Consider the following 20,928-nt stretch of genomic DNA (forward strand, 5'->3'; position numbering starts at 1 on the left):
CTTAACCTCCCACTTCTACGCTAGAGGAATGGCTGCGCATGGCATTATCCTGACTAGCATGGTTGTTAGTAACATGACCTGATTCGGCAGCGTTTTCATTTTCGCCATCGTGGGAGTCAGCATGATCGCCGCCCATATCGTGCTCACCGCCGGTATGGAAGCTTTTCAAAATGCTTTCATACAGTGAGGGCGAAATGGCTGAGAAGTACTCCACCGGATTCGATTCGCTGGGTTCCGCTAACGCTTCGTACCCTTCGGGATAGGTCAACGTTTGTGGGGCACTGCGTACCGTTTCCACCCAGGCGTCGAAATCGGCGTCGTTGGTCACCTTGGCTTCAAACGTCATGCCAGAGAAGCCCGCGCCACTGTAGTTGGTGGAACGACCAGGGTAGCTGCCAGTTTCATCGGCGATGAGATGGACATCGTTATCCATACCCGCCATAGCATAAATCTGGCTGCCAAGATGGGGGATAAAGAAGGCGTTCATCACTGAGCCAGAACTGACCCGAAAGCGCACCGGCGTATCCACTGGAAAGGCCACTTCGTTAACACTGGCAATACCCTGTTCGGGATAGATAAACAGCCACTTCCAATCCAGCGCTACCGCCTGTATTTCGATCGGCGCCACATCGCTTTCCAGCGGCTTGTGTGGGTCAAGGCTATGGGAGGTCTTCCAGGTCAACAGAGCGAGCACAACGATAATCGCACAGGGCACGATCCACACCACTGCTTCAATCACGTTGGAGTGTGCCCAATCAGGCGTGTATTTAGCCAAGCTATTACTACGCCGATAACGCCAGCCAAACAGCAGCGTCATGACAATCACAGGAATAACTACAATCAACATTAGGCCAAAGGCGGTCAGGATCAGCGTGCGCTGCTCAGCGCCAATCTGCCCTTTTGGGTCTAGCAGCGCTGAACTACAGCCTGCTAGAAACAGACACAGCGCAAGGAGCAATAACGTGCCTCGCCTGCGCCAAAGTGAGCGTCGTTGCATGGTGTGATCTCGTCAGAGGTTGTTTAAAACACTAGCTAGCCATGCTGTCCAGCTATATAGCAGGCTAACCACCACCCCATACTCTTCCCAAAACATGTTCTAAAAATGCTCTTGAGAACGCTCTTAATAACGTTCTCAAGGTCAGTGCACACGTAACGCTGGGCGTTATTGCTCCGGGAAAAATATGCGCCGCCGAGTGGGAGTTGGCGACGAGCCTCGCTGGCTGAAGCACTAAACACTTAAGCAGCTAAGACTAAAGTATTTTCCATTGATCGAGATCACGAAAGAAGTGGCGCATTGCCGCACCCCAGGTATTGACTGCTATGCGCCCCTTCCCCATCGGTGACCACCACATCAAAATTGTCCAGGGCAGCGAAATAGGCCGGGCGCACTACACCAAACTTACTCGCATCTACCACCAATAGGCGCTGCATAGCGGTGGCAATGGCCGCTTGTTTCGGTGCTACTTCGTGAAAGTGAAAACAGCTAACGCCCCGCTCTAAATCCACCCCTGCAGCGGAGATCAGCGCTTTGTTAATGCCCAAACGTTCGATGGCGGCAGCCATATTATCGCTGCCAAACGACTGCGAGGCGGGATAAAACAGCCCACCCAATAGCACCAAGCGCACATTGGGGAGTGCCGCGACGGCATTGGCAACGTTAAGCGCATAGGTCACGACCGTCAGCTCATTAAAATGGCTTAATTGACTCAACAGCGGCATCAGCGTTGAGCCGCAGTCAATAAACAGCGTATCGCCCTCTTCAATAAAGGCGAGTGCCCGCTGACACAGCCGATACTTCGCCTGATAGTGACTAGCCTGCTGCTCAGTCAGATCATAAATAGGCGTGACCCCGGGGTAATTCGCCATCACTAGACGCCCACCCAGCAAGCTAATGGCGCTGGCCTGAGTCGTTAAATCGCGGCGAATAGTCATTTCGGAAACATCGCACAACTCTGCGGCGTCGCGCAGATGAAGAGTGCCGCCACTGGCAAGCGCTTCCTGAAGTTTGGCAAGGCGCTGAGCGCTGCGGCCATTCATGGTGGGCATCTCTTGGCAACCCCCTCTTGTTGTGATTTCCGCAACAGGCGCATCGGCGTTGCGTCTATTCTCATTTCTATGCTGAGCGAGCTGCAGCGTAATTTCCACTGTTACGACGGCTATTGGCGCTATTAGTGCCACAGTGATAGCCATATGACATTTAAATAGCGTTGATGTGACAACACTTGCAAATCAACGTTAGAAAAATAACACTAAATGTTATAATTTTAACATTAACGCCAGCCCGCACAATTACAACCCTCGGATAGCCACACCCAAATGGCTCCGCGATAACCTTGTTGAGGCTCCTATGACAGTTCGTACACACTCTCACTCTTCTTCTTGCTCCTCGTCTGTTGTCGCGCTTGGCGCTGGCGTAGTGGGTGTTATAGCGGCAACGGTCGCTACGCCGCTAATGGCAGATGAGGCTGCTCAGCCGCATCCCCTTGATCGGCTGTGGTCATTCGCTAACGTCTCGGTGAACTACCTGGATTGGTCGAACGGCACCGAAGCCCGCACCGCGTCTAACGCCGCTAAAGGTGATTTTACGTTTGTTGAAATCGAAGGCGGCGCTGGCTTTAGCTGGGGCGAGTTTTATGGCTTCTTTGATTTCGAGAACCCCACTAACGATCAGTTCGATGAGTCAAGCGGTGGTAAAGACAACTTCCGCACCGCGGGTAAAGTGACCTCGCATATTTACCTGGGTGATAGCCCTCTATCGATTTATGCCCACCTGTATGACTTCCGCGATTACGGCTATAACAGCCGCGAGCAGGATCAGATTCTGGGCCTGGGCTACCGCACCACCTTTGATAACGGCCTCTGGTTCAAGCCCTTTATTGGTGCTGCGCGGGTGCAAAGTAACAGCTACACCGGTATGAACGGCTATATGGCTGGCTGGGTCGCGGGTTATGATTTCACTGCGCTCAACCAGAACTTCAGCGTCACCAACTGGCACGAGCAAACCTTTGGCCGTGACGATGAGTATCTGGAGCAGAATTACGTGGGCGATACAGCGGGCAGTGTAGGCACCAACGGTGCTCTGAGCCTGTGGTGGCACCCCAGCGACTTGATCACCACCGGCATTCAGTATCGCTACTCTGAGAATAAGTTGGGCACCCCCAACGATTACCAGAATGCGATGATCTACTCCGTCAAGCTCAACTTACTATAATCGCGTGCTAACGATAAAAACGTTACTTACGCGCTGACTCGAAGGATCTCCATATGACACTCCTTATGAGCTTGGTGGGTATGGTCACTCTGGTGGCCATTGCCCTGATCTTCTCTTACGACCGTAAGTCGATTCGGCTGCGCACCGTGCTAGGTGCTTTTGCAATTCAAGCGGGTATTGGTGCTTTTGTACTTTATGTGCCGTTTGGTCAAGCGGTGCTGCAGACCATTTCGTCTGGCGTTAGCCAAATATTGGTGTATGCCAATGACGGCATCGGCTTCCTGTTCGGCGGTTTAGCCGATGTGGATAACGTTGGCTTTGTATTTGCTATCAAAGTGCTTCCGGTAATCATCTTCTTCTCCTCGCTAATCGCCGTGCTCTACTACATTGGCATTATGCAGTGGGTTATTCGCATCCTGGGTGGTGCCCTGCAGAAAGCCCTGGGCACCTCGCGGACTGAGTCACTGTCTGCCACGGCGAATATTTTCGTCGGCCAAACCGAAGCGCCGCTGGTGGTGCGTCCATTTATTGCCCGCATGACGCCTTCACAGCTGTTTGCCGTTATGTGTGGTGGTTTGGCCTCGGTCGCGGGTTCGGTATTGGCGGGTTACGCGGCGCTGGGGATTCCCATGGAGTACCTGGTGGCAGCCTCCTTTATGGCGGCGCCCGGCGGGTTGCTGTTTGCCAAACTGATCATGCCGGAAACCCAAGACGTTACCGACAGTGACAGCGTCTCCAAGGTGGAAGAAGAGATTGAGGCCCAGGAAGATAAGCCTGCCAACGTACTCGATGCCGCAGCATCCGGCGCCACCTCCGGCTTAATGCTCGCCGCCAACGTGGGTGCGATGCTGCTGGCATTTATCGCGCTGATTGCGTTAATCAACGGCATACTCGGCGGTGTTGGCGGCTGGGTGGGCTTTGACTCGCTGAGCCTGGAACTGATCCTGGGCTGGCTGTTTGCCCCACTTGCCTTCCTGTTGGGTGTACCCTGGGAAGAGGCCACGTTGGCAGGTTCTTTTATTGGCCAAAAATTAGTGGTCAACGAATTTGTCGCCTATATCAACCTGGCCCCCTACATTGATGGGGAACAGGTGGTGGCTGCCACGGGTCAAATGATGACACCGCACACCATGGCGATTCTCTCTTTTGCACTGTGTGGCTTTGCGAACCTTTCTTCCATTGCAATTCTGCTTGGCGGCTTGGGCAGCATCGCCCCAACTCGTCGCAAAGAGATTGCCCGCTTTGGCGTCAAAGCCGTGTTGGCCGGTACACTGTCCAACTTGATGTCGGCCTCGATTGCTGGCTTCTTCATCGCCTTAAGTAACGCCACTGCTTAACGCAGCGGGTTTTACTGAAGGCGGCGGGCGCTGCGGTTTTATCCGCAGTGCCCGTTTTTATCATTTACTGATTTGTGAGAACTCCATGACTGCGACTGCCTCCCCCCATATCGTCCAAGCCGCCCGCCAAGCGCTTACCCTCATGGATCTGACGAGCCTGAACGACAGCGACACTGACAGTACCATTGAAGCGCTCTGCCAACAGGTAAAAACGCCCTTTGGCACCCCTGCTGCGGTCTGCGTCTACCCACAGTTTATTGTCACCGCCCAGCGCGCGCTTACCGCCCATAAACTCGATAACCAAGTTAAAATTGCCACGGTCACCAACTTCCCCAACGGCGGCGATGACATTATGGCCGCCGCCCGTGAAACCCGCGATGCAGTTGCCTCCGGCGCTCATGAAGTCGACGTGGTGTTTCCCTATCGCGCGTTGATGGCGGGCGATGAAGAGACTGGCCTTGAACTGGTCGAGATGTGCAAAGCCGCCTGCGCGGGCCAAGCGCTGCTCAAAGTGATTATTGAGTCCGGCGAGCTGAAAGAGCCTGCGCTGATTAAACGCGCCAGCGAACTCGCCATTGAAGGCGGTGCGGATTTTATTAAAACATCCACCGGCAAAGTGGCCGTCAACGCCACCCTGGAAGCCGCCGAAATCATGCTCAAGGCGATTAAAGCCAGTGGCCAGGACGTTGGCTTCAAAGCGGCAGGTGGCGTTAAAACTGCCGAAGATGCGGCCGAGTATCTGTCCCTTGCCAACGACATTATGGGCCCGGGTTGGGCGACTCCCGCGCACTTCCGCTTTGGGGCCTCTAGCCTGCTGGGCAATCTAATGGATACGTTGACCGGCAACACCAACGCTGCCACTACAGACGGAGGTTACTAATGGCTGCCAACGCGACTAAACACATCCTGCTCCCCCAGGAGCTGATTCGCCTTAAGCGTGATAATCAGCCGCTGCCCGCGGAAGAGATCAAAGCCTTTGTCCAGGGCATTGCCGATGACCGTATCAGCGACGCCCAGATTGGCGCCTTCACCATGGCGGTGTTTCTTAACGGTATGAGCCGTGAAGAAGTCGTCGCCCTGACCACCGCGACCCGCGACTCCGGCCATGTGATGCAGTGGAGTGACCTGAACCTGCCCGGCCCGATTGTCGATAAACACTCCACTGGCGGCGTAGGCGATTTGGTCTCACTAGTACTCGGCCCCTGGGTGGCCGCCTGCGGCGCCTTTGTACCGATGATCTCCGGGCGCGGCCTGGGCCACACTGGCGGCACGCTGGATAAACTCGAATCGATTCCCGGCTACAACCCCTACCCCGCGCCAGAGCGTTTCCGTCAGGTAGTGAAAAACACCGGTGTGGCGATTATCGGCCAAACCGGCGATCTCGCCCCTGCCGACAAGCGCATCTACGGCGTACGTGACGTCACCGCCACCGTAGAGTCTATTCCGCTGATTACCGCCTCTATCCTGGGTAAAAAACTGGCTTCCGGTCTGGATGCGCTGGTGATGGACGTTAAGGTCGGTAGCGGTGCTTTTATGCCCACCCCGGAAAAATCCCGCGAACTGGCCAAAAGCATCGCTAATGTGGCAACCCAAGCGGGTACACCCACTACCGCCCTACTCACCGATATGAGCCAGCCGCTGGCGCCCTGCGCCGGCAACGCGGTGGAGATCGTCGAAACGCTAGCCCTGCTGCGCGGTGACCGTCCCAACAGCCGCGTAATGCAAGTCACTCGCGAGCTGGCGGTAGAAATGCTGATCGCCGGTAAGCTCGCAGGTTCTCGTGAAGAAGCACTTACCCAGCTTGAGAAGGCGCTGACCTCTGGCGCAGCGGCTGAGGTATTCGCCCAGATGGTGCGCGAACTAGGTGGCCCCAGCGACTTTATGGAGCGCTCTGATCACTACCTGGCCAAAGCCGAGGTGATTAAGCCAGTGTATGCCGAGCAAGCGGGTATTGTGCAACGTATTGATACCCGAGCTGTAGGTATGAGTGTAGTGGAGCTGGGCGGTGGCCGCCTGCGCAACGATGCCAGCGTTGACCACAGCGTCGGCTTTACCGACATTGTCGAAATCGGCGATAGTGTCGATAGCCAGCACCCCATCGCCATGGTTCACGCCCGCAGTGACGCCGCCGCCGAGCGTGCCGCAGAACAGCTCCGTGCAGCGCTCACCATTGGCGAAGCGGCGGCCAGCGCCGACACCCTGCTACAAGACACCTTCCGTGGAGAAACCTTATGAGCCGCGCGATTGTTTTGGTACTGGACTCCTTTGGAATTGGCGCCGCTCCGGATGCCGCGACCTTCGGCGATGAAGGCTCCGACACGCTGGGCCATATCGCCGCCGCCTGCGCCCGTAATGAGGCCGATAACGCCAATCGTTCTGGGCCGCTCAAGCTTCCCAATATGGCCAAGCTGGGGCTATTCCACGCCCACCGCGATGCCACCGGCCGCGTGGCCGAAGGCGTTGCGCTAGCGGAAAACCTGGAAGGCGCCTACGCCCACGGCAAAGAGATCTCCAGTGGCAAAGACACACCTTCCGGCCACTGGGAAATCGCCGGTGTGCCGGTGCGCTTTGACTGGGGCTACTTTCTGGATAAAACCGACAGCTTCCCCCTTGAGCTGCTCGATGCCATCGTCCAGGAAGCGGATCTAACCGGCGTGATAGGCAACTGCCACGCCTCGGGTACCGAGATCATCGCCCGCCTGGGTGAAGAGCACATCGCCACCGGTAAACCGATTGTTTACACCTCGGCGGATTCGGTATTTCAGATTGCCGCCCATGAAGAGCATTTCGGTTTAGAGCGGCTCTATAAGCTGTGCGAAACCGTCCGCGAATTGCTGGAGCCTTACAACATCGGCCGCGTGATCGCGCGTCCGTTTATCGGCGAGGACAGCAACACCTTCGCCCGCACTGGCAACCGCCGCGACTACAGCGTTGAGCCACCGGCGCCTACGGTGCTGCAAAAGCTTGCCGATGCCGGTGGCGAAGTCGTCTCAATTGGTAAAATCGCCGATATCTACGCCCACTGTGGCATTACTCACAAAGTCAAAGCCAGCGGCCACGATGCATTGATGGACGCTACGCTCAAAGAGATCGAGCGCACCAGCCAACGTGACGAAGGCGAGCGCGCCATGATAATGACCAACTTTGTCGATTTCGACTCGGTTTACGGCCATCGCCGCGACGTGCCGGGCTACGCCGCAGCGCTGGAAGAGTTTGATGCCAAGCTGCCAGCACTAATGGAGAAGCTAAGCGAAGACGACCTGCTGATCCTGACGGCCGATCACGGCTGTGACCCCAGCTGGCACGGCACCGAACACACCCGCGAGTACATCCCGATTCTGGTACACGGCCCCGGCTTTACTCCCGGCTCGCTGGGCGAGCGCGGCACCTTTGCCGATATCGGCCAAACCCTCGCCGACTTTTTCCTGCTACCGGCCATGGCCGATGGCAAAAGCTTTCTACCCGACGCTGCTTAAAGGCTAGCGCCGCTTAAAGGAGATTTTTGATGGCAACCCCACATATTAACGCTGCTCCCGGTGATTTCGCCGATACTGTACTGATGCCCGGCGACCCGCTACGCGCAAAATACATCGCCGATACCTATCTGGAGAACGTTCGCCAGGTCAACGATGTACGCAATATGTTCGGCTACACCGGCACCTATAAAGGCCGCGAGATTTCCGTGATGGGCCACGGCATGGGCATTCCATCGGTCTCCATCTACGCCAAAGAGCTGATCACCGACTACGGCGTTAAATCGCTAATTCGCGTAGGCTCCTGCGGCGCGGTACGCGATGACGTCAATGTCCGCGATGTGGTCATCGGCATGGGCGCCAGCACCGACTCCAAGGTCAACCGTATGCGTTTTAACGACCACGACTTCGCCGCCATTGCGGATTTTGAGCTAACCCAGCACGCCGTTGCCGCCGCCAAGGCCAAGAACGTACAAGTGAAAGTTGGCAATATCTTCTCAGCGGACTTGTTCTACAACCCGCAAACCGAGATGGCCGAAATGCTCAAGCGCTACGGCATTGTCGGCGTCGAGATGGAAGCCGCTGGCCTATACGGCGTCGCCGCCGAGTTTGGCGCCCGCGCCATGACCATCTGCACCGTGTCGGATCACATCCTGAAAGGCGACTCGCTCTCAAGCGCCGATCGTCAAACCACCTTTGACGACATGATGCTCATCGCACTGGACACCGTATTGCGTGACGATGCAGCCCGCGCTTAAGAGGCTTAAGAGGAAGTGTGATGAGTCAACAAACGGATGAAGTGTCAGCAGAGATTGTTGAGACGTTGTTAAGCGCTCGGGCCAACGCCTATGTGCCCTACTCGGCACACCCGGTGGCCTCAGTGATGGTAAGCCCGGATGGACAGCAGTTTGCGGGCACTAACGTGGAAGTAGCGCACTACAAAGGCCTGTGCGCTGAAGCCTCGGCCATCTCCGCGATGATCACCGCTGGACAGCGTCAGTTGGCCACCGTCTACGTCATGGGCCCAGGCGATCACCTCTGCACTCCCTGTGGCGACTGCCGCCAGCGCATTCGCGAGTTCGCCACGCCCGAGACACAGATCAAGGTGCTCTCCGGCAGCGGCGAACTGCTTAAAACCTACACCATGGAAGCCCTACTACCCGACGCCTTCGGCCCGGAGCAACTGCCACCGCGTTAACTACCCAGTTTCGCGCACCACCAGCGCCACCGGCAGCGATACGTGCCGGGGCGCTGCTCCCGCCCTCGCTTCTGCCAGTAATGCCATGCTCGTTGCGGCAATCTCGGCAATATCCTGACGCACCGTGGTTAGTCCCGTGGCGAGAGTGGGCAGGTCATCAAAACCGGTGACTGCCACTTGGCCCGGCACCTCAATCCCGCGATCTTCTAGCGCGGCCACACAGCCCAGCGCTAGCTCGTCGGTGGCACATACCAATGCATCAAACGGCAGTGTTTGAGCGCCCGTCTTGTCCAAGTAACTGTTCAGATAGCGATAGCTATTTAGGGAATCCGATGCAAAGCGGTGCGGCAAGCTGATCAACTGCTCATTGAGCCCCGCCTCGGCTAACGCCTGACGGTAGCCCACCAAACGGCTATGGGGGCGCGGAACCTCTAGCTCACCGCCCATAAAGGCTAGCCGCTGGCGCCCATGACCAATTAGATAAGCGGTAATTTCATACAGCCCCTGTCGATCATCTGGTGCGACGGAAAATCCCTCCCCGGCGTCGCCAATGCGCACAAAGGGAATCGCCGCAGCCTTGAGCAGTGCGGGGCGTTCATCATCCTGCGCTTCCCCGAGTAAGATGGCGGCTCCAGCACGCTCGGGCAGCTCAGCGGTCTGCTGGTGATTAAAAAACACTGGCACCATCCCCTGTTGATGAAGCGCCACCGTAAGGTGCTGGTAGAGCAAGATATAGTAAGGTCGCAGCTCAATATCCTGACGACCAAGGGAGATACCCACCACCGCCGATTTGCCACTGATTAACTGACGAGCAGCGGCGCTGGGCTGGTAGGCTACCTCCCGGCTAATCGCCAAAATCTTTTCACGTAGGGCGGCGCTGATCCCCGGCTTACCATTCAGCGCCCGGCTCACCGAGGCAATTGATACCTCAGCGCGCCGGGCGATTTCACGAATAGTGGCGGTTTGCGCGCTCGGTTTATTCTGTTTCATGCTATGCCTCAGCCAGTCGGGCTCTGATTGTACAAAAAACGGAGCCGAAAATCGCTGAACGCACAGCCTGTGGAGATACCCGCGCTACCAGCCTCGGCGCCCCAGTCGCGCCAGCTCGCGATCCAACTGCTGCACCGCTTGCTCCGGTGTGACGCTCCCAGAGAGCACATCGTGGACGCGATTGAAGATCGCATTGGAAACACGCGGGTAGGCATCCCTCGTCACGCTGGCCGGGCGCGGCACGCCGTTCATCACCGTTTCATACAGGTCGCCAATGAACGGATGCGCGGCCAAGACCGCGTCGTCCTCATACAGCGCTGGGCGGGTGGGGTTAAAGCCAAATTCGATGGCATGGGCTTTTTGCTGGGCTTCGGCAGTGAGATACGCCACCAGGTCGGCTGCCGCCTGTGGCTCATCCGAGTAGCGAGAAACGGCCCAGTTCCAGCCGCCCAGCGTCGCCACCGCCTCCCCCTCCGGGCCGCTGGGGAGCGGCGCCACGCTGAATTTATTCTGGATCGGCGTGCCGTCTGCTTGACCTAGCGACCACGCGTAGGGCCAGTTCCGCATGAAGACCGCGTTGCCCGCCTGGAACACGCCGCGCGCCTGCTCTTCCATATAGTTGCGCACGCCTTCCGGGCTGATATCGCCCACCCAGGAGGCCGCCAGTGCCAGTGCGTCCAACGCTTGCGGGTTGTTCACCGTGACCTCTCCGTCGTCATTCACGAAGGTGCCACCGCCGTGGCTGGCTACCCACTCCAGGGCGTTGGCGGTCAGCCCTTCGTAGGCACGCCCTTGGAAGACGAAACCATGCATGCGCTCATTGCCGGCCTCGCGCTCGGCGTTCTGAATGCGCCGGGCGGTGTCGGTTAGCACTTGCCAAGTGCGCGGCACCTCGGCGTCGTACTTCTCCAGCAGGTCGTGGCGGTAGTAAAGGAGACCGGCATCGGTAAACCAGGGCAACGCGACGAGCTTGCCTTGGAGGGTGTTGTTCTCAATCAGCGAGGGAATGAACCCCTCCGTGGCTTCTTCCGGCAGATAGTCGTACAAATCAACCAAGTGCTCGGCCAACAGACCTGGCCAGACGATATCGATCATCAGCACGTCCACATCCTGCGACTGGCTGCCTAAAAGCTGCTGGTAGAGCGACAGCTTTTCAGTGGATGAGGCGGGTGTAGTGACGATATTGACCCGGTGCCCGTTGGCCTCGGCCCAGCGCCGGGAGAGCTCGGGGCAGAAATCCCCAGCCCCGCCATCGCTGCAGGCAATGGTGATCTCGGCGGCCATGGCAGGCAGCGCCGAGGGCAGTAGCGTCAGAAGTAGTAGCGGTGTTTTCAGCGTGTGGCGCATCGTTATGTCCTCATCTTGTTATTGGCTGTCTTGCGTCTAGGTGCGAGATGTAACGTTCCGCTAGCGGGCAATCGCCAGGCTGCGGTCTTCCAGGCTAGAGACGAAACAGGCGTCCAGCACGATTTGTATCGTCGCGCCGCGGGCAAAGTCAGGCTGATCGTTCTCTCCGGTTCGAATGCTTTCGATAAAGCGCTGGTAGATGTTGGGCGTAGACGGCGCTTTGACGGTACTCCAGCGTGCGGGGTGCACGTCATCATCGAGACACACCTGCACTTCGTCCTTGGAAGCATCCAGATCCACGCGGAGCGCCCCTTTATCGCCGTGTACGCTCAGAGTTAGCGAGTTGTGATGCCCGGTCGCCCAGCGGGTAGCCTGAAGGGTGCCCTTGGCGCCATTGGCAAAGGTCACGCGCATTAGCGCGGTATCGTTGGCGTCCAGCAGGTAATCGCCGATGCGGTTATCCGGGGCTTTCTCAAAGCAGGTCAACTCGCAGTTTACGCGGGTAATATCGCCGACCGGAAAGCTGGCAAAATCGACAATATGGACGCCTACATCGCCCAGCACGCCTTTGCTGCCGTGGGCTTCCGAGAGCCGCCACAGCCACTGGCTATCCTGATCCCAACGCCCCCAGGCATGGCTGACCAGCCAACTCTGTCGGTAGCTGGCGTCTACGTGACGCACCTGCCCAATGGCCCCGGCGGTAATGAGTGCACGGGCGTGCTGTATGGCTGGCGCATCGCGATAGCTAAAGTTGACCATGTTGATGACGTTGGCGGCCTTGGCGGCGTCGGCCATCTCACGAGCATCCTGCGCATTAGTGGCCAGCGGTTTTTCACACAGGATATGCTTACCTGCGGCTATCGCGGCCAGAGACGTTAGTTTATGAACGCCATCCGGCGTAACGTTGCTAACGGCCTGAATATCCTCCCGCGCCAACATGGCTTCCAGGTCATCATACACATCGGCAATGCCATAGCGGCCAGCAAAATCACGCGCCTTGGCCAAATCCATATCACACACTGCGACGACTTCCACACCCTCAATGCGGCCAAAGTGCTTGGCGTGCTCGCCCGCCATGCTACCGGCACCAATAATCGCTAAACGGATCATTTGAAGCCCTCCTCGCCGGGTTTATGCAGCCCTTCGCCTTTGATTTCCACCGGGTTGGGGGCCTGATCGGCAGGGATATTGGGGCAGCTATCGATCCACCGGGCGCCTTCCGGACGGGCCCAATGCACCGCGTTTTTCAGTACCGTTTTAACCTGTTCGTTGTAGTAGATTGGGTAGGTTTCATGACCGGGACGGAAGTAGAAAATCTTGCCGTTGCCGCGCTTGTAGGTCAGTCCTGAACGGAAGACCTCACCGCCTTCAAAGGCGCTGATAAAGATCACCTCGTCAGGATTGGGCACGGCAAACGGCTCGCCGTACATTTCGGTATGCGGCAGTTCGATATAGTCGCCCAGCCCCTGCACAATCGGATGCCCAGGGTTCACCACCCATAGCCGTTCGCGCTCCCCCGCTTCCCGCCACTTGAGTGAACAGGTAGTGCCCATCAAGCGCTTGAAGATTTTTGCGTAGTGCCCAGAGTGCAGCACAATCAACCCCATGCCCTGCAGCACGCGTTTCTGAACGCGATCAACCGTCTCCTCCAACACATCGCCGTGGGCAGCATGGCCCCACCACAGCAGCACATCGGTATTGTCGAGTAGCTCGTCGCTTAGCCCTTGCTCGGGGTCTTGCAGTGTAACGGCGGTGGCATTGAGCCCTTCCGCTTCGTTGAGGCCTTCGGCGATGCAGTGATGCATGCCGTCTGGGTAAATTCGGGCCACAACTTCATTGGTTTGTTCGTGAACGTTTTCACCCCACACCGTGACATTAATGGTCATCTTCTCTCCTCAGCTAGGCTGGTAGTTGCGTAAAAAAGCTTCTTCGTAGCTCTTAACCGCTAAAGTAAACGTTTACTATCGCCACGTAAACGTTTACTCAAATACAACTTTAGTCGCGACCAAGCCGACCAACGCTGCCTCTCACGCTATTGGCATCGCTACAGAGTTAACCGTATTCTTACCCATGATCTCGCGCTTAAACGCAGCGCATACCCAATAACAGGAGAACGCCATGGCTGGTTTACTGCCCAACGTCGACCCCGACGGCTTGCTTGAGTACTCGGTGGTCTATACAGACCGCTCGTTGAATCACATGTCACAGCAGTTTCAAGGCGTGATGCGTGACATTTCTGCCACCTTGAAAGAGGTCTATAACGCCCAGGCATCGGTCATCGTGCCCGGTAGCGGCACCTTTGGCATGGAAGCCGTAGCGCGCCAGTTTGCCCTTGACCAGAAAACGCTGGTCATTCGTAACGGCTGGTTCAGCTACCGCTGGACGCAGATTATTGAGATGGGGCGGTTAACCGAACAGCACACGGTGCTTAAGGCACGGCGCCTAAATGCCGATGACCCGCGCTCGCCTTTTCAGCCGGTACCTATAGACGAGGCCGTGGCGCAGATTCGTAGCGAAAAGCCTGCTGTGGTCTTTGCCCCACAGGTTGAAACCTCTGCAGGCTTACTGCTCCCGGATGACTATATCCAGGCGCTCGCCGAAGCGACTCACGAGGTAGGCGGTCTGTTCGTACTGGACGCCATTGCGGCGGGCACCCTGTGGGTGGATATGCAGGCGCTCGGCATTGATGTGGTGGTCAGCGCACCGCAGAAAGGCTGGAGCGGCTCGCCATGCTGCGCCATGGTTATGCTTTCAGAGCTTGCTACGCAGCGCTTGAAGGAGACCCAGAGCAACAGTTTTGCCTGCGATTTGGGCAAGTGGCACAGCATTATGCAAGCCTACGAAAATGGTGGGCACGCCTATCACGCCACTATGCCTACCGATGCGCTGCGACAATTACGGGATATCATGCGGGAGACCCGGGATTATGGCTTTGCCAAGGTAAAACAGGAACAGCAAACGATTGGTCGGGAAGTCCGTGCCATGCTTAAACGCCATGGTTTTGTCAGCGTTGCGGCGGAAGGCTTTGAAGCCCCCGGCGTGGTGGTGTGCTATAGCGACGATAGCGGCTTGGTGGGCAAACTGGCCCAGGCGGGCGTTCAAGTGGCGGGCGGTGTGCCGCTAATGTGCGATGAAGGCGACAACTTCCAAACCTTCCGCATAGGCTTGTTTGGGCTGGATAAGCTCCATCACACAGAGCGCAGCGTAAACAGCCTGGAGCAGGCGATTAAATCAGTGGTTTAGAGAGTCAGGAAGGCAAAGCCCGCTATTAACATAGCGGGCTTAAGGTCACATATATCCTACGCCCCGCGGCATCATACCCAGGTGGTTTTCGACCTTGGTGACCCCTGGCACGTTTTCTGCTGCCACTGATACCGCCTGCTTCTGCTCAAGGGATTCGACCAGCCCCCAGACTTCTACCGCACCGCCATCCACAATCACGCTAATGCCTTCGATCTGTACGCCGGTATTATTTTCAACTTCTTTGAGAATAGCCTCGCGAATCTGCCTGTCATCCGTGGGTGACTGGGTCGGGGCCACCGCCGCATTGGCGATACCTTGAAGCAGGTTAGCGCGGCTGACAATGCCCACCAACTTACCGTCACGCAGCACAGGTACCCGCTTGATATGGTGTTTTTCCAACATTCGCGCAATGGTATGCAGCGGCGTGTTCTCTTCCACGGTCACTGGATTCGGGGTCATGACCTCGTGCGCTTTACGACCATGAGACTTAACGTAGTCGCCAGCATCCTTACCGCCGGTAAACAGCGTTAACCACCAAGCGTCACGATGGTTACCGTCATTTTTTACCCGGCGCATTAAATCGCCTTCGCTGACAATGCCTATTACCTTGTGCTCATCATCCACCACAGGAACGGCACTGATACGATGATTGAGCAGCAGTTGGGCAATATCGCGTACTTCCGTATCGGGGCCCACGCTTACCACTTTGGGCGTCATAATATCGATTGCTTGCATGGCTCTCCTCCTTGCGTCAGCCCTTAATACGTATTTTAAAGACTGAGTCGCAGATGCAGGTTACCCTGCCTGTTCTTTGAGCCTAGTTCGCTGCGGACAATTTGCCTATGCTGGCTAGCCATAACCAAGAGCGCATTGAGGCTGCGTTGATCTGGCGCAGTTTATGGGGGCTTATTTACTACTCATTCTTTTATTTATTCTCCTGCACGCCCCTGCTCTCTTCGACTTTCTCAACATCGACAATGCCAGAGCGGCTGACAACGACCTTCCAACGAGCCAGATAGGGCGTATCTTCACTGCCCGTCTCACGAATCACCAGGTTGAACAGATGACGGCGCTCGACACCCTCGCGCACCGCTTGACCATCTTTTAGCCGGTAGATGTGATGCTTGCCCTTACTCATTAGCCGGGTGAGCATGGAGATATCCAGATTGAGGGTTTCGCGGGTGTGCTCGTAGCCGCTTAAAAAGCGCGTGGGCGACATGCGTGAGCTTGAGCGGTAATGCAGCACCACCTCTTCCCGCTGAGCCACCTTGCGACGGCGCATCTGCTGAATATCCTCGCCCAACGAGGCAAACCGCTTGTAGTCAAACCACTCCAGTTGACGCCCCACCAAGGCGTTATGCGTGGGATCGCGATACTGTCGGCGCCACTTGGGACGGCCTTTACGCAGCCAGCGCCAAAGGGTATTACGCAAATCATCCTTAAACACTTCGCGCATGGCGTAGAGCAGCGCCATCGCTAATACGAACAGAGCGGTAATCCCCCCCAACACGCTGCGCAATTGCAGTACACCCAGGGTAACAAATGTCATCACCACGGCTGTCGCCAGAGCCTTGACGGCTTTCTGCTCACCGCCGCCCAGTTCCAACGCCTCTTGTTTTAGGGTAATCGGGTGCTCAATCAGGCGTCGCAACAGGCGCATTTTATTCGACATGCGCGTGGGGTCGGCCATCACCCGTTCAGCGTTGTACTGCTGTTCGCGACGGTACTCGTCCTCACGATGGCAGACGCTGATAAAGCGCCGACGAATATCGGTAAACTCACCACCACGAGGCATATGGGCCACCAGTGCCAGTAACTGCTGCTCAGTAAACCAGGAGAGATAGTTATCAATGTTGGCAAAGTATTTATGCAGGCTGTCATCGGTCGGCTGATTGCGCCGTAGCCGCTTGAGAATACCGTCGCTTAAGTCGATCATTTCATGCAGTTGATCGTGTAATCCAATGGTACTCTCCTGTATCTCGCTGTTATCTTCGCGCTCCTCTTGGCGGGCGTGGCGCAGCTTGTTGGCACTGACCAACATCGACTGAGTGGTGCGCTCCATCGCTACCACGTATTGGTAGGCGTAGAGGCTCAGACTCAACCGGTACGAATCGCTACCGAGGCGGTTACGACTGGCCAAACGACTGTGCACCAAGGGTAAGAGATACTCGTCGCTGTAGTAGGTGCGCGTGACATTGATGGCAGCATGATAAAAGGCTTCTTCTGAGATAAGCTGGGTACTTAAGCCAAGCTCGCCAGGCACAAAAAGATAGACGTCGAGATTATGCGATGTCTCTTCCTTGAGCCGCCGGCTTAGCCGCAGCTGGAAGCTGTTTTTACGCTCAACGTTGATCAACTCATCAGTCCCCTACATTCCCCATCACTGAAGTGAACATGGAGCTTCATGAAACCACGATCTGCTGCGTCAATAGCAATAGCAATAGCACATAACCCCTGACGCGGCCCTTGGCTACTCATCGCCGTGTTCGCCACCGGGAGAGGCATAGGAGTCGCCCTGTGGCTGTCGCCGATGTGACGCCGCGCGGTTAGGCGCCTCATCGTGCGTACGCTCCTGCTCGTCACGGCGAATTTCGGCCTTTGTCGGGCGCGGTGCGGGTTTCGGCGGTGCGGGTTTCTTATGATCCTGTGTGCTTGATTCGCTTGGTTGTGCAACGGCAGTATCGCTTCGTCCACTCTTCGAGGCGCCTTTCTCTTGCGAGTTGCTGTCTACAGAGAGCGATGTGCCTGCGGTGGCCTCCATGCGGTCCTCAGATCGCGCTTCCATACTGACACTAAGACGCGGTACGCCCAGGTCGATCTCTTGAACTTCCATACGCTGCTTAAGCAACAGGTTAAACGCCCGAGACACATCCCACTGCATCTCCGGGGCGGTGCGAAAGCGCATACGCAGGATGGGGCAGCCGTCTTCAAACCCCTGGACGCCCTGCATCTCCAGCGGCGACCAGATGTGATGACGCATCATCGGATCGCGGCGCAGCTCCTGGGCGGTTTCCTGCATCAGCGTAATCGCATCGTCGATTTTCATATCAAACGGTATGCGGATACGCATTAGCGCAATGCCGAACTGGCGGGACATATTGTGGATCGACTCAATGCGACTGAAGGTGATGATGTGCACTACGCCATCCAGATCGCGAAGCCTTACGGTGCGCAACGTCAGTCCCTCGACAGTACCCGTATGGCTATTGATCTGTACAAAGTCATCCACCGCCAACGAGTCTTCGATCAAAATAAAAATGCCGGTAATTAAATCCTGAACCAGGGTTTGCGCACCAAAACCTAACGCCAAGCCGATAACACCGGCACCGGCCAGCAGCGGTGTAACGTTAACGCCTAAATTGGCCAGCCCGACAATCACAGCAATAATCAAAATGGTCACGAAGATAACGTTACGAATCATGGGCGTGATGGTTTGCGCTCGCGCCTGATTGACCCGCCGCCCCCGGGAGCGCGCCGACGACGTCAGTGCGCGCTGAATGGCGGTATCGGCAAAGATCCACACCAGCCACGCCAGCAGTACGGTGGCCCCCAGGCTGACTAGCGCCTGGCCGATGCGCGCACTGGCCACCGCTTGCTGGCCCAGGCCAAAGAACGAGCTGCCCCACACCTGCATGGACAGCTCGGCGAACACCATCCATGAACAGATATGCGCTAATACAAAGCCAAAGCGCTCTAAGCGTTTACGATACTGGCTATAACGGTGGCGGTGACGGCGCTTGCCTATACGCTCCGCTTGGCGGCGCAGCAGCCCGGTTATGACCAGTGTCAGCACCAGCAAACTAGCGGAGATAATCGAGCGCGCCAGCGCGGCCCCCACGTTGCCTACAGTGATAAAGATTGCCAGCAATGAACCGCTCACCAGCAGCAGCGCCGGAATGTGCCATAGCCCGCCCAGCGAGCGAATCATCTCGACTGCGGTACTCGCTTCGCGGCGCTGTTTAAACGGCCGGTTGCAAATCAGGTGGCGTACCGGGCGTTTAAATTTGAGAATAAACCGCGCCGAGAGCAGCGCCGCCAGCATATTGGAAAGAATCGATACCAGACTCGACAGTTCGCTACCCAGCATTTCTACCAAGCGCGTTGAGTTGACCGCGTCCCCCAGCGCAATCAAGGCACCAATTACAAACAGGCCGCGCAGGGCGCTCTGTTGCAGAACCTGCACAGCGGTAAACCGATGACCACGGCTGAAGAAGGCGATCACGGTTTCAAATATTACCGACAGCGTCCGGCCACACAGACAAATATACGCCACCACCAGCACCATCGTGCGCCCTGGGCTGTCGGGCAGCACTTGGCCAACCCCTAGCGTTATGGCAAACGCCAGCGCCCAGGGCAGCATACGGCGCAAAAAATGCGCCGCCATCAACCAACCCTTCGGGTCGCGGGGCAGGTCTAACGGCCACCCCCGTCGGCTGGCAAGCATGCGTCCAAAGGCAATCATTGCTACCAACAGCACGATCCAAACCAACGCTAGCACCGCCCCTTCAGCAACCGCCCTAATCGCCTCACCCTGGTCAGCATCGTCATTAAGCGCGCGCAAATCGTCTGCGCCTTGAACAAGTTGGCGCGACCATTGTTCAATCGGCGAGTCTCCGGCCTGTGCCTGATCGCCAATATCGCTTAAGGTATCTGCCAGCGCTCCTAGCAGGCCTTGGCGCATCGCGCCCTCCTCCTCACTAGCAGCACCTGCAGTCACCTGCAATTCACGCAGCGATTTGAGCAGCTCGGTGCGCTGCTCTTCGTTTTCAAGCATCTCAATCACGTCATTCAGCGATGACTGAAACTCCTCGCCGCTGACTTCGGCTGTCTGCTCCTCGGAACTACCGCCCAAACTGGGTAGCGACATCGTCTGCGCCTCGGCCTGTGTTATTGCCAACACAAACAAGACGACACCTATTAGCGAGTTGATTAACCAGTGCTGTCGCACACCTTACTCCTGAAAATTAGCTTAGATGGCACCCTGCTGTGCTTATCGTCTGTCGTCCACATGGATGACTAAACCCAGTAATACGCACAGCCTCAACGCGTGACTGTGATAGGCTGAAGGCTTAAACGTTCACCTCAAGGATGCCGAGATGACGCTACAAGCTCCACCTAACCACTTAAACAGCGATGGGAAAAATCGGCATGTAGGCGTCGAAATTGAGTTTGCCGGCCTGCCCCCCCGCGATACGGCGATGATCGTACTCGAGCTGTTTGGCGGGGAGCTTAACGTGGTAAGCCCCCATCGGCTACTAGTAGAGAATACCCGTTGGGGCGAATTTGGGATCGAGCTCGATACCCAGTACGCGCATCCTGATAAAACGCTACTCGAAGACCCGCATGCCCAAGACAGCGAGTGGGCACGTCATCAGCACCAACGGCGGATTGAGTTTCACCAAAAAACCCGCGAACTGATTGGTGATATGGTCACCGGTCTGGTGCCTACCGAAATCGTCTGCCCACCGGTTCCCTGGGATGAGCTGGAAGAGCTGGATAGTCTCTTTGAAGCACTACGCGAACATGGCGCCAAAGGGACCGATGCCAGCCTGCTGTATGGTTTCGGATTACACCTAAACCCCGAAGTCGAGCGTTTCGACGTTGACTATTTACTCGCTATGCTGCGCGCCTATCTGCTGCTGGCTGGCTGGCTACGCGATGAAATTAAAGTAGATATTACCCGCGAGGTACTGCCCCATGCCAACCCGTTCCATAAAGAGTACGCATTGAAGCTACTCGACAGTCGTTACGCGCCTGATCTTGATACGCTGATTGACGACTATTTGCACTACAACCCAACCCGCAATCGTGAGTTGGATATGTTGCCACTGTTTGCCTTTATACGCCCAGAGCATAGCCACGAAATGCTCCATTCGCGGCTTACCAAACCGCGCCCCACATTTCATTACCGGTTGCCTAATGCGCAATTGTCACAGCCGGGATGGGGTTCCATCATTGAGTGGAACCGCTGGGTGGAAGTCGAGAAGTTAGCCGCTAACGATGAAGTGCTGCTCGCCCGCTGCGCGGAGTATATCGACTACCATAACCGTCCGATGCTAACGCGCTTAAAGAATAAGCTAACCCAGTCAACAGCGAGACTGGGCCGCTGGATGCGGGGTCAGTAAGCCC

18 protein-coding genes are annotated in these 20,928 nt (G+C 56.7%); 9 read left to right on the plus strand and 9 right to left on the minus strand.

The annotated features are described in order from the left end of the window. Position 1: 1 nt before the first annotated feature. Positions 2-997, minus strand: coding sequence for a ubiquinol oxidase subunit II (gene cyoA, locus QT230_RS19220; protein ID WP_308323770.1), 996 nt, complete (start codon positions 995-997; stop codon positions 2-4). Between the two features lie 278 nt (positions 998-1,275). After that, complete coding sequence (locus QT230_RS19225; protein WP_308323796.1) at positions 1,276-2,037, minus strand: DeoR/GlpR family DNA-binding transcription regulator; 762 nt, start codon at positions 2,035-2,037, stop codon at positions 1,276-1,278. Positions 2,038-2,347: 310 nt separating this feature from the next. Between QT230_RS19225 and QT230_RS19230 the strand changes: the two genes are divergently transcribed. The 7 genes from QT230_RS19230 to cdd all read left to right on the plus strand — a co-directional run bounded on the left by QT230_RS19230 (position 2,348) and on the right by cdd (position 9,219). Then, entirely contained in the window at positions 2,348-3,211 is an 864-nt protein-coding gene (locus tag QT230_RS19230) for an outer membrane protein OmpK (RefSeq protein WP_308323771.1), read from the plus strand. A 53-nt stretch (positions 3,212-3,264) separates the two neighbouring features. Continuing rightward, entirely contained in the window at positions 3,265-4,548 is a 1,284-nt protein-coding gene (locus tag QT230_RS19235) for a NupC/NupG family nucleoside CNT transporter (RefSeq protein WP_308323772.1), read from the plus strand. Between the two features lie 85 nt (positions 4,549-4,633). Then, the gene (gene deoC / locus QT230_RS19240; protein WP_308323773.1) at positions 4,634-5,428 is read left to right on the plus strand and encodes a deoxyribose-phosphate aldolase; all 795 of its coding nucleotides are present in this window, start codon (positions 4,634-4,636) and stop codon (positions 5,426-5,428) included. Further along, the gene (deoA, locus tag QT230_RS19245) at positions 5,428-6,783 is read left to right on the plus strand and encodes a thymidine phosphorylase (protein WP_308323774.1); all 1,356 of its coding nucleotides are present in this window, start codon (positions 5,428-5,430) and stop codon (positions 6,781-6,783) included. Before deoC ends, deoA begins: the two co-directional genes overlap by 1 nt. Continuing rightward, positions 6,780-8,024, plus strand: coding sequence for a phosphopentomutase (locus QT230_RS19250; RefSeq protein ID WP_308323775.1), 1,245 nt, complete (start codon positions 6,780-6,782; stop codon positions 8,022-8,024). The genes deoA and QT230_RS19250 overlap by 4 nt, the downstream gene beginning before the upstream one ends. A gap of 29 nt (positions 8,025-8,053) precedes the next feature. After that, on the plus strand, positions 8,054-8,779 hold the full coding sequence (gene deoD, locus QT230_RS19255) for a purine-nucleoside phosphorylase (RefSeq protein WP_308323776.1): 726 nt from the start codon (positions 8,054-8,056) through the stop codon (positions 8,777-8,779). Positions 8,780-8,799: 20 nt separating this feature from the next. Continuing rightward, positions 8,800-9,219, plus strand: coding sequence for a cytidine deaminase (gene cdd, locus QT230_RS19260; protein WP_308323777.1), 420 nt, complete (start codon positions 8,800-8,802; stop codon positions 9,217-9,219). Here the strand turns inward: cdd and QT230_RS19265 are convergent, their stop codons facing one another. The 4 genes from QT230_RS19265 to QT230_RS19280 form a co-directional block, all read right to left on the minus strand. Next, complete coding sequence (locus QT230_RS19265; RefSeq protein WP_308323778.1) at positions 9,220-10,209, minus strand: LacI family DNA-binding transcriptional regulator; 990 nt, start codon at positions 10,207-10,209, stop codon at positions 9,220-9,222. An 84-nt stretch (positions 10,210-10,293) separates the two neighbouring features. Next, entirely contained in the window at positions 10,294-11,556 is a 1,263-nt protein-coding gene (locus QT230_RS19270; protein WP_308323779.1) for an ABC transporter substrate-binding protein, read from the minus strand. Positions 11,557-11,616: 60 nt separating this feature from the next. After that, positions 11,617-12,666: a Gfo/Idh/MocA family oxidoreductase gene (locus tag QT230_RS19275; RefSeq protein WP_308323780.1), complete on the minus strand. Its 1,050-nt coding sequence runs from the start codon at positions 12,664-12,666 to the stop codon at positions 11,617-11,619. Further along, on the minus strand, positions 12,663-13,442 hold the full coding sequence (locus QT230_RS19280; protein WP_308323781.1) for a ThuA domain-containing protein: 780 nt from the start codon (positions 13,440-13,442) through the stop codon (positions 12,663-12,665). The genes QT230_RS19275 and QT230_RS19280 overlap by 4 nt, the downstream gene beginning before the upstream one ends. Positions 13,443-13,674: 232 nt before the next feature. Between QT230_RS19280 and QT230_RS19285 the strand changes: the two genes are divergently transcribed. Further along, the gene (locus QT230_RS19285) at positions 13,675-14,799 is read left to right on the plus strand and encodes an aminotransferase class V-fold PLP-dependent enzyme (protein ID WP_308323782.1); all 1,125 of its coding nucleotides are present in this window, start codon (positions 13,675-13,677) and stop codon (positions 14,797-14,799) included. A gap of 45 nt (positions 14,800-14,844) precedes the next feature. Here QT230_RS19285 and QT230_RS19290 read toward each other — a convergent pair whose 3' ends face one another. The 3 genes from QT230_RS19290 to QT230_RS19300 all read right to left on the minus strand — a co-directional run bounded on the left by QT230_RS19290 (position 14,845) and on the right by QT230_RS19300 (position 19,747). After that, positions 14,845-15,534 carry a CBS domain-containing protein gene (locus QT230_RS19290; protein WP_308323783.1) on the minus strand — a complete coding sequence of 230 codons (690 nt, stop codon included), beginning with the start codon at positions 15,532-15,534 and terminating at the stop codon, positions 14,845-14,847. Positions 15,535-15,724: 190 nt separating this feature from the next. After that, the gene (locus tag QT230_RS19295) at positions 15,725-17,155 is read right to left on the minus strand and encodes a hypothetical protein (protein WP_308323784.1); all 1,431 of its coding nucleotides are present in this window, start codon (positions 17,153-17,155) and stop codon (positions 15,725-15,727) included. Positions 17,156-17,269: 114 nt separating this feature from the next. Further along, complete coding sequence (locus tag QT230_RS19300) at positions 17,270-19,747, minus strand: mechanosensitive ion channel domain-containing protein (RefSeq protein WP_308323785.1); 2,478 nt, start codon at positions 19,745-19,747, stop codon at positions 17,270-17,272. Between the two features lie 148 nt (positions 19,748-19,895). Between QT230_RS19300 and QT230_RS19305 the strand changes: the two genes are divergently transcribed. After that, positions 19,896-20,924 (plus strand): amidoligase family protein, encoded by a 1,029-nt coding sequence (locus QT230_RS19305; protein WP_308323786.1) that lies wholly within the window; start codon positions 19,896-19,898, stop codon positions 20,922-20,924. Positions 20,925-20,928 lie beyond the last annotated feature (4 nt).

Origin of the sequence: Halomonas sp. SpR8, from assembly GCF_031010195.1 — a bacterium.
In the GTDB taxonomy this organism is placed as follows: domain Bacteria; phylum Pseudomonadota; class Gammaproteobacteria; order Pseudomonadales; family Halomonadaceae; genus Vreelandella.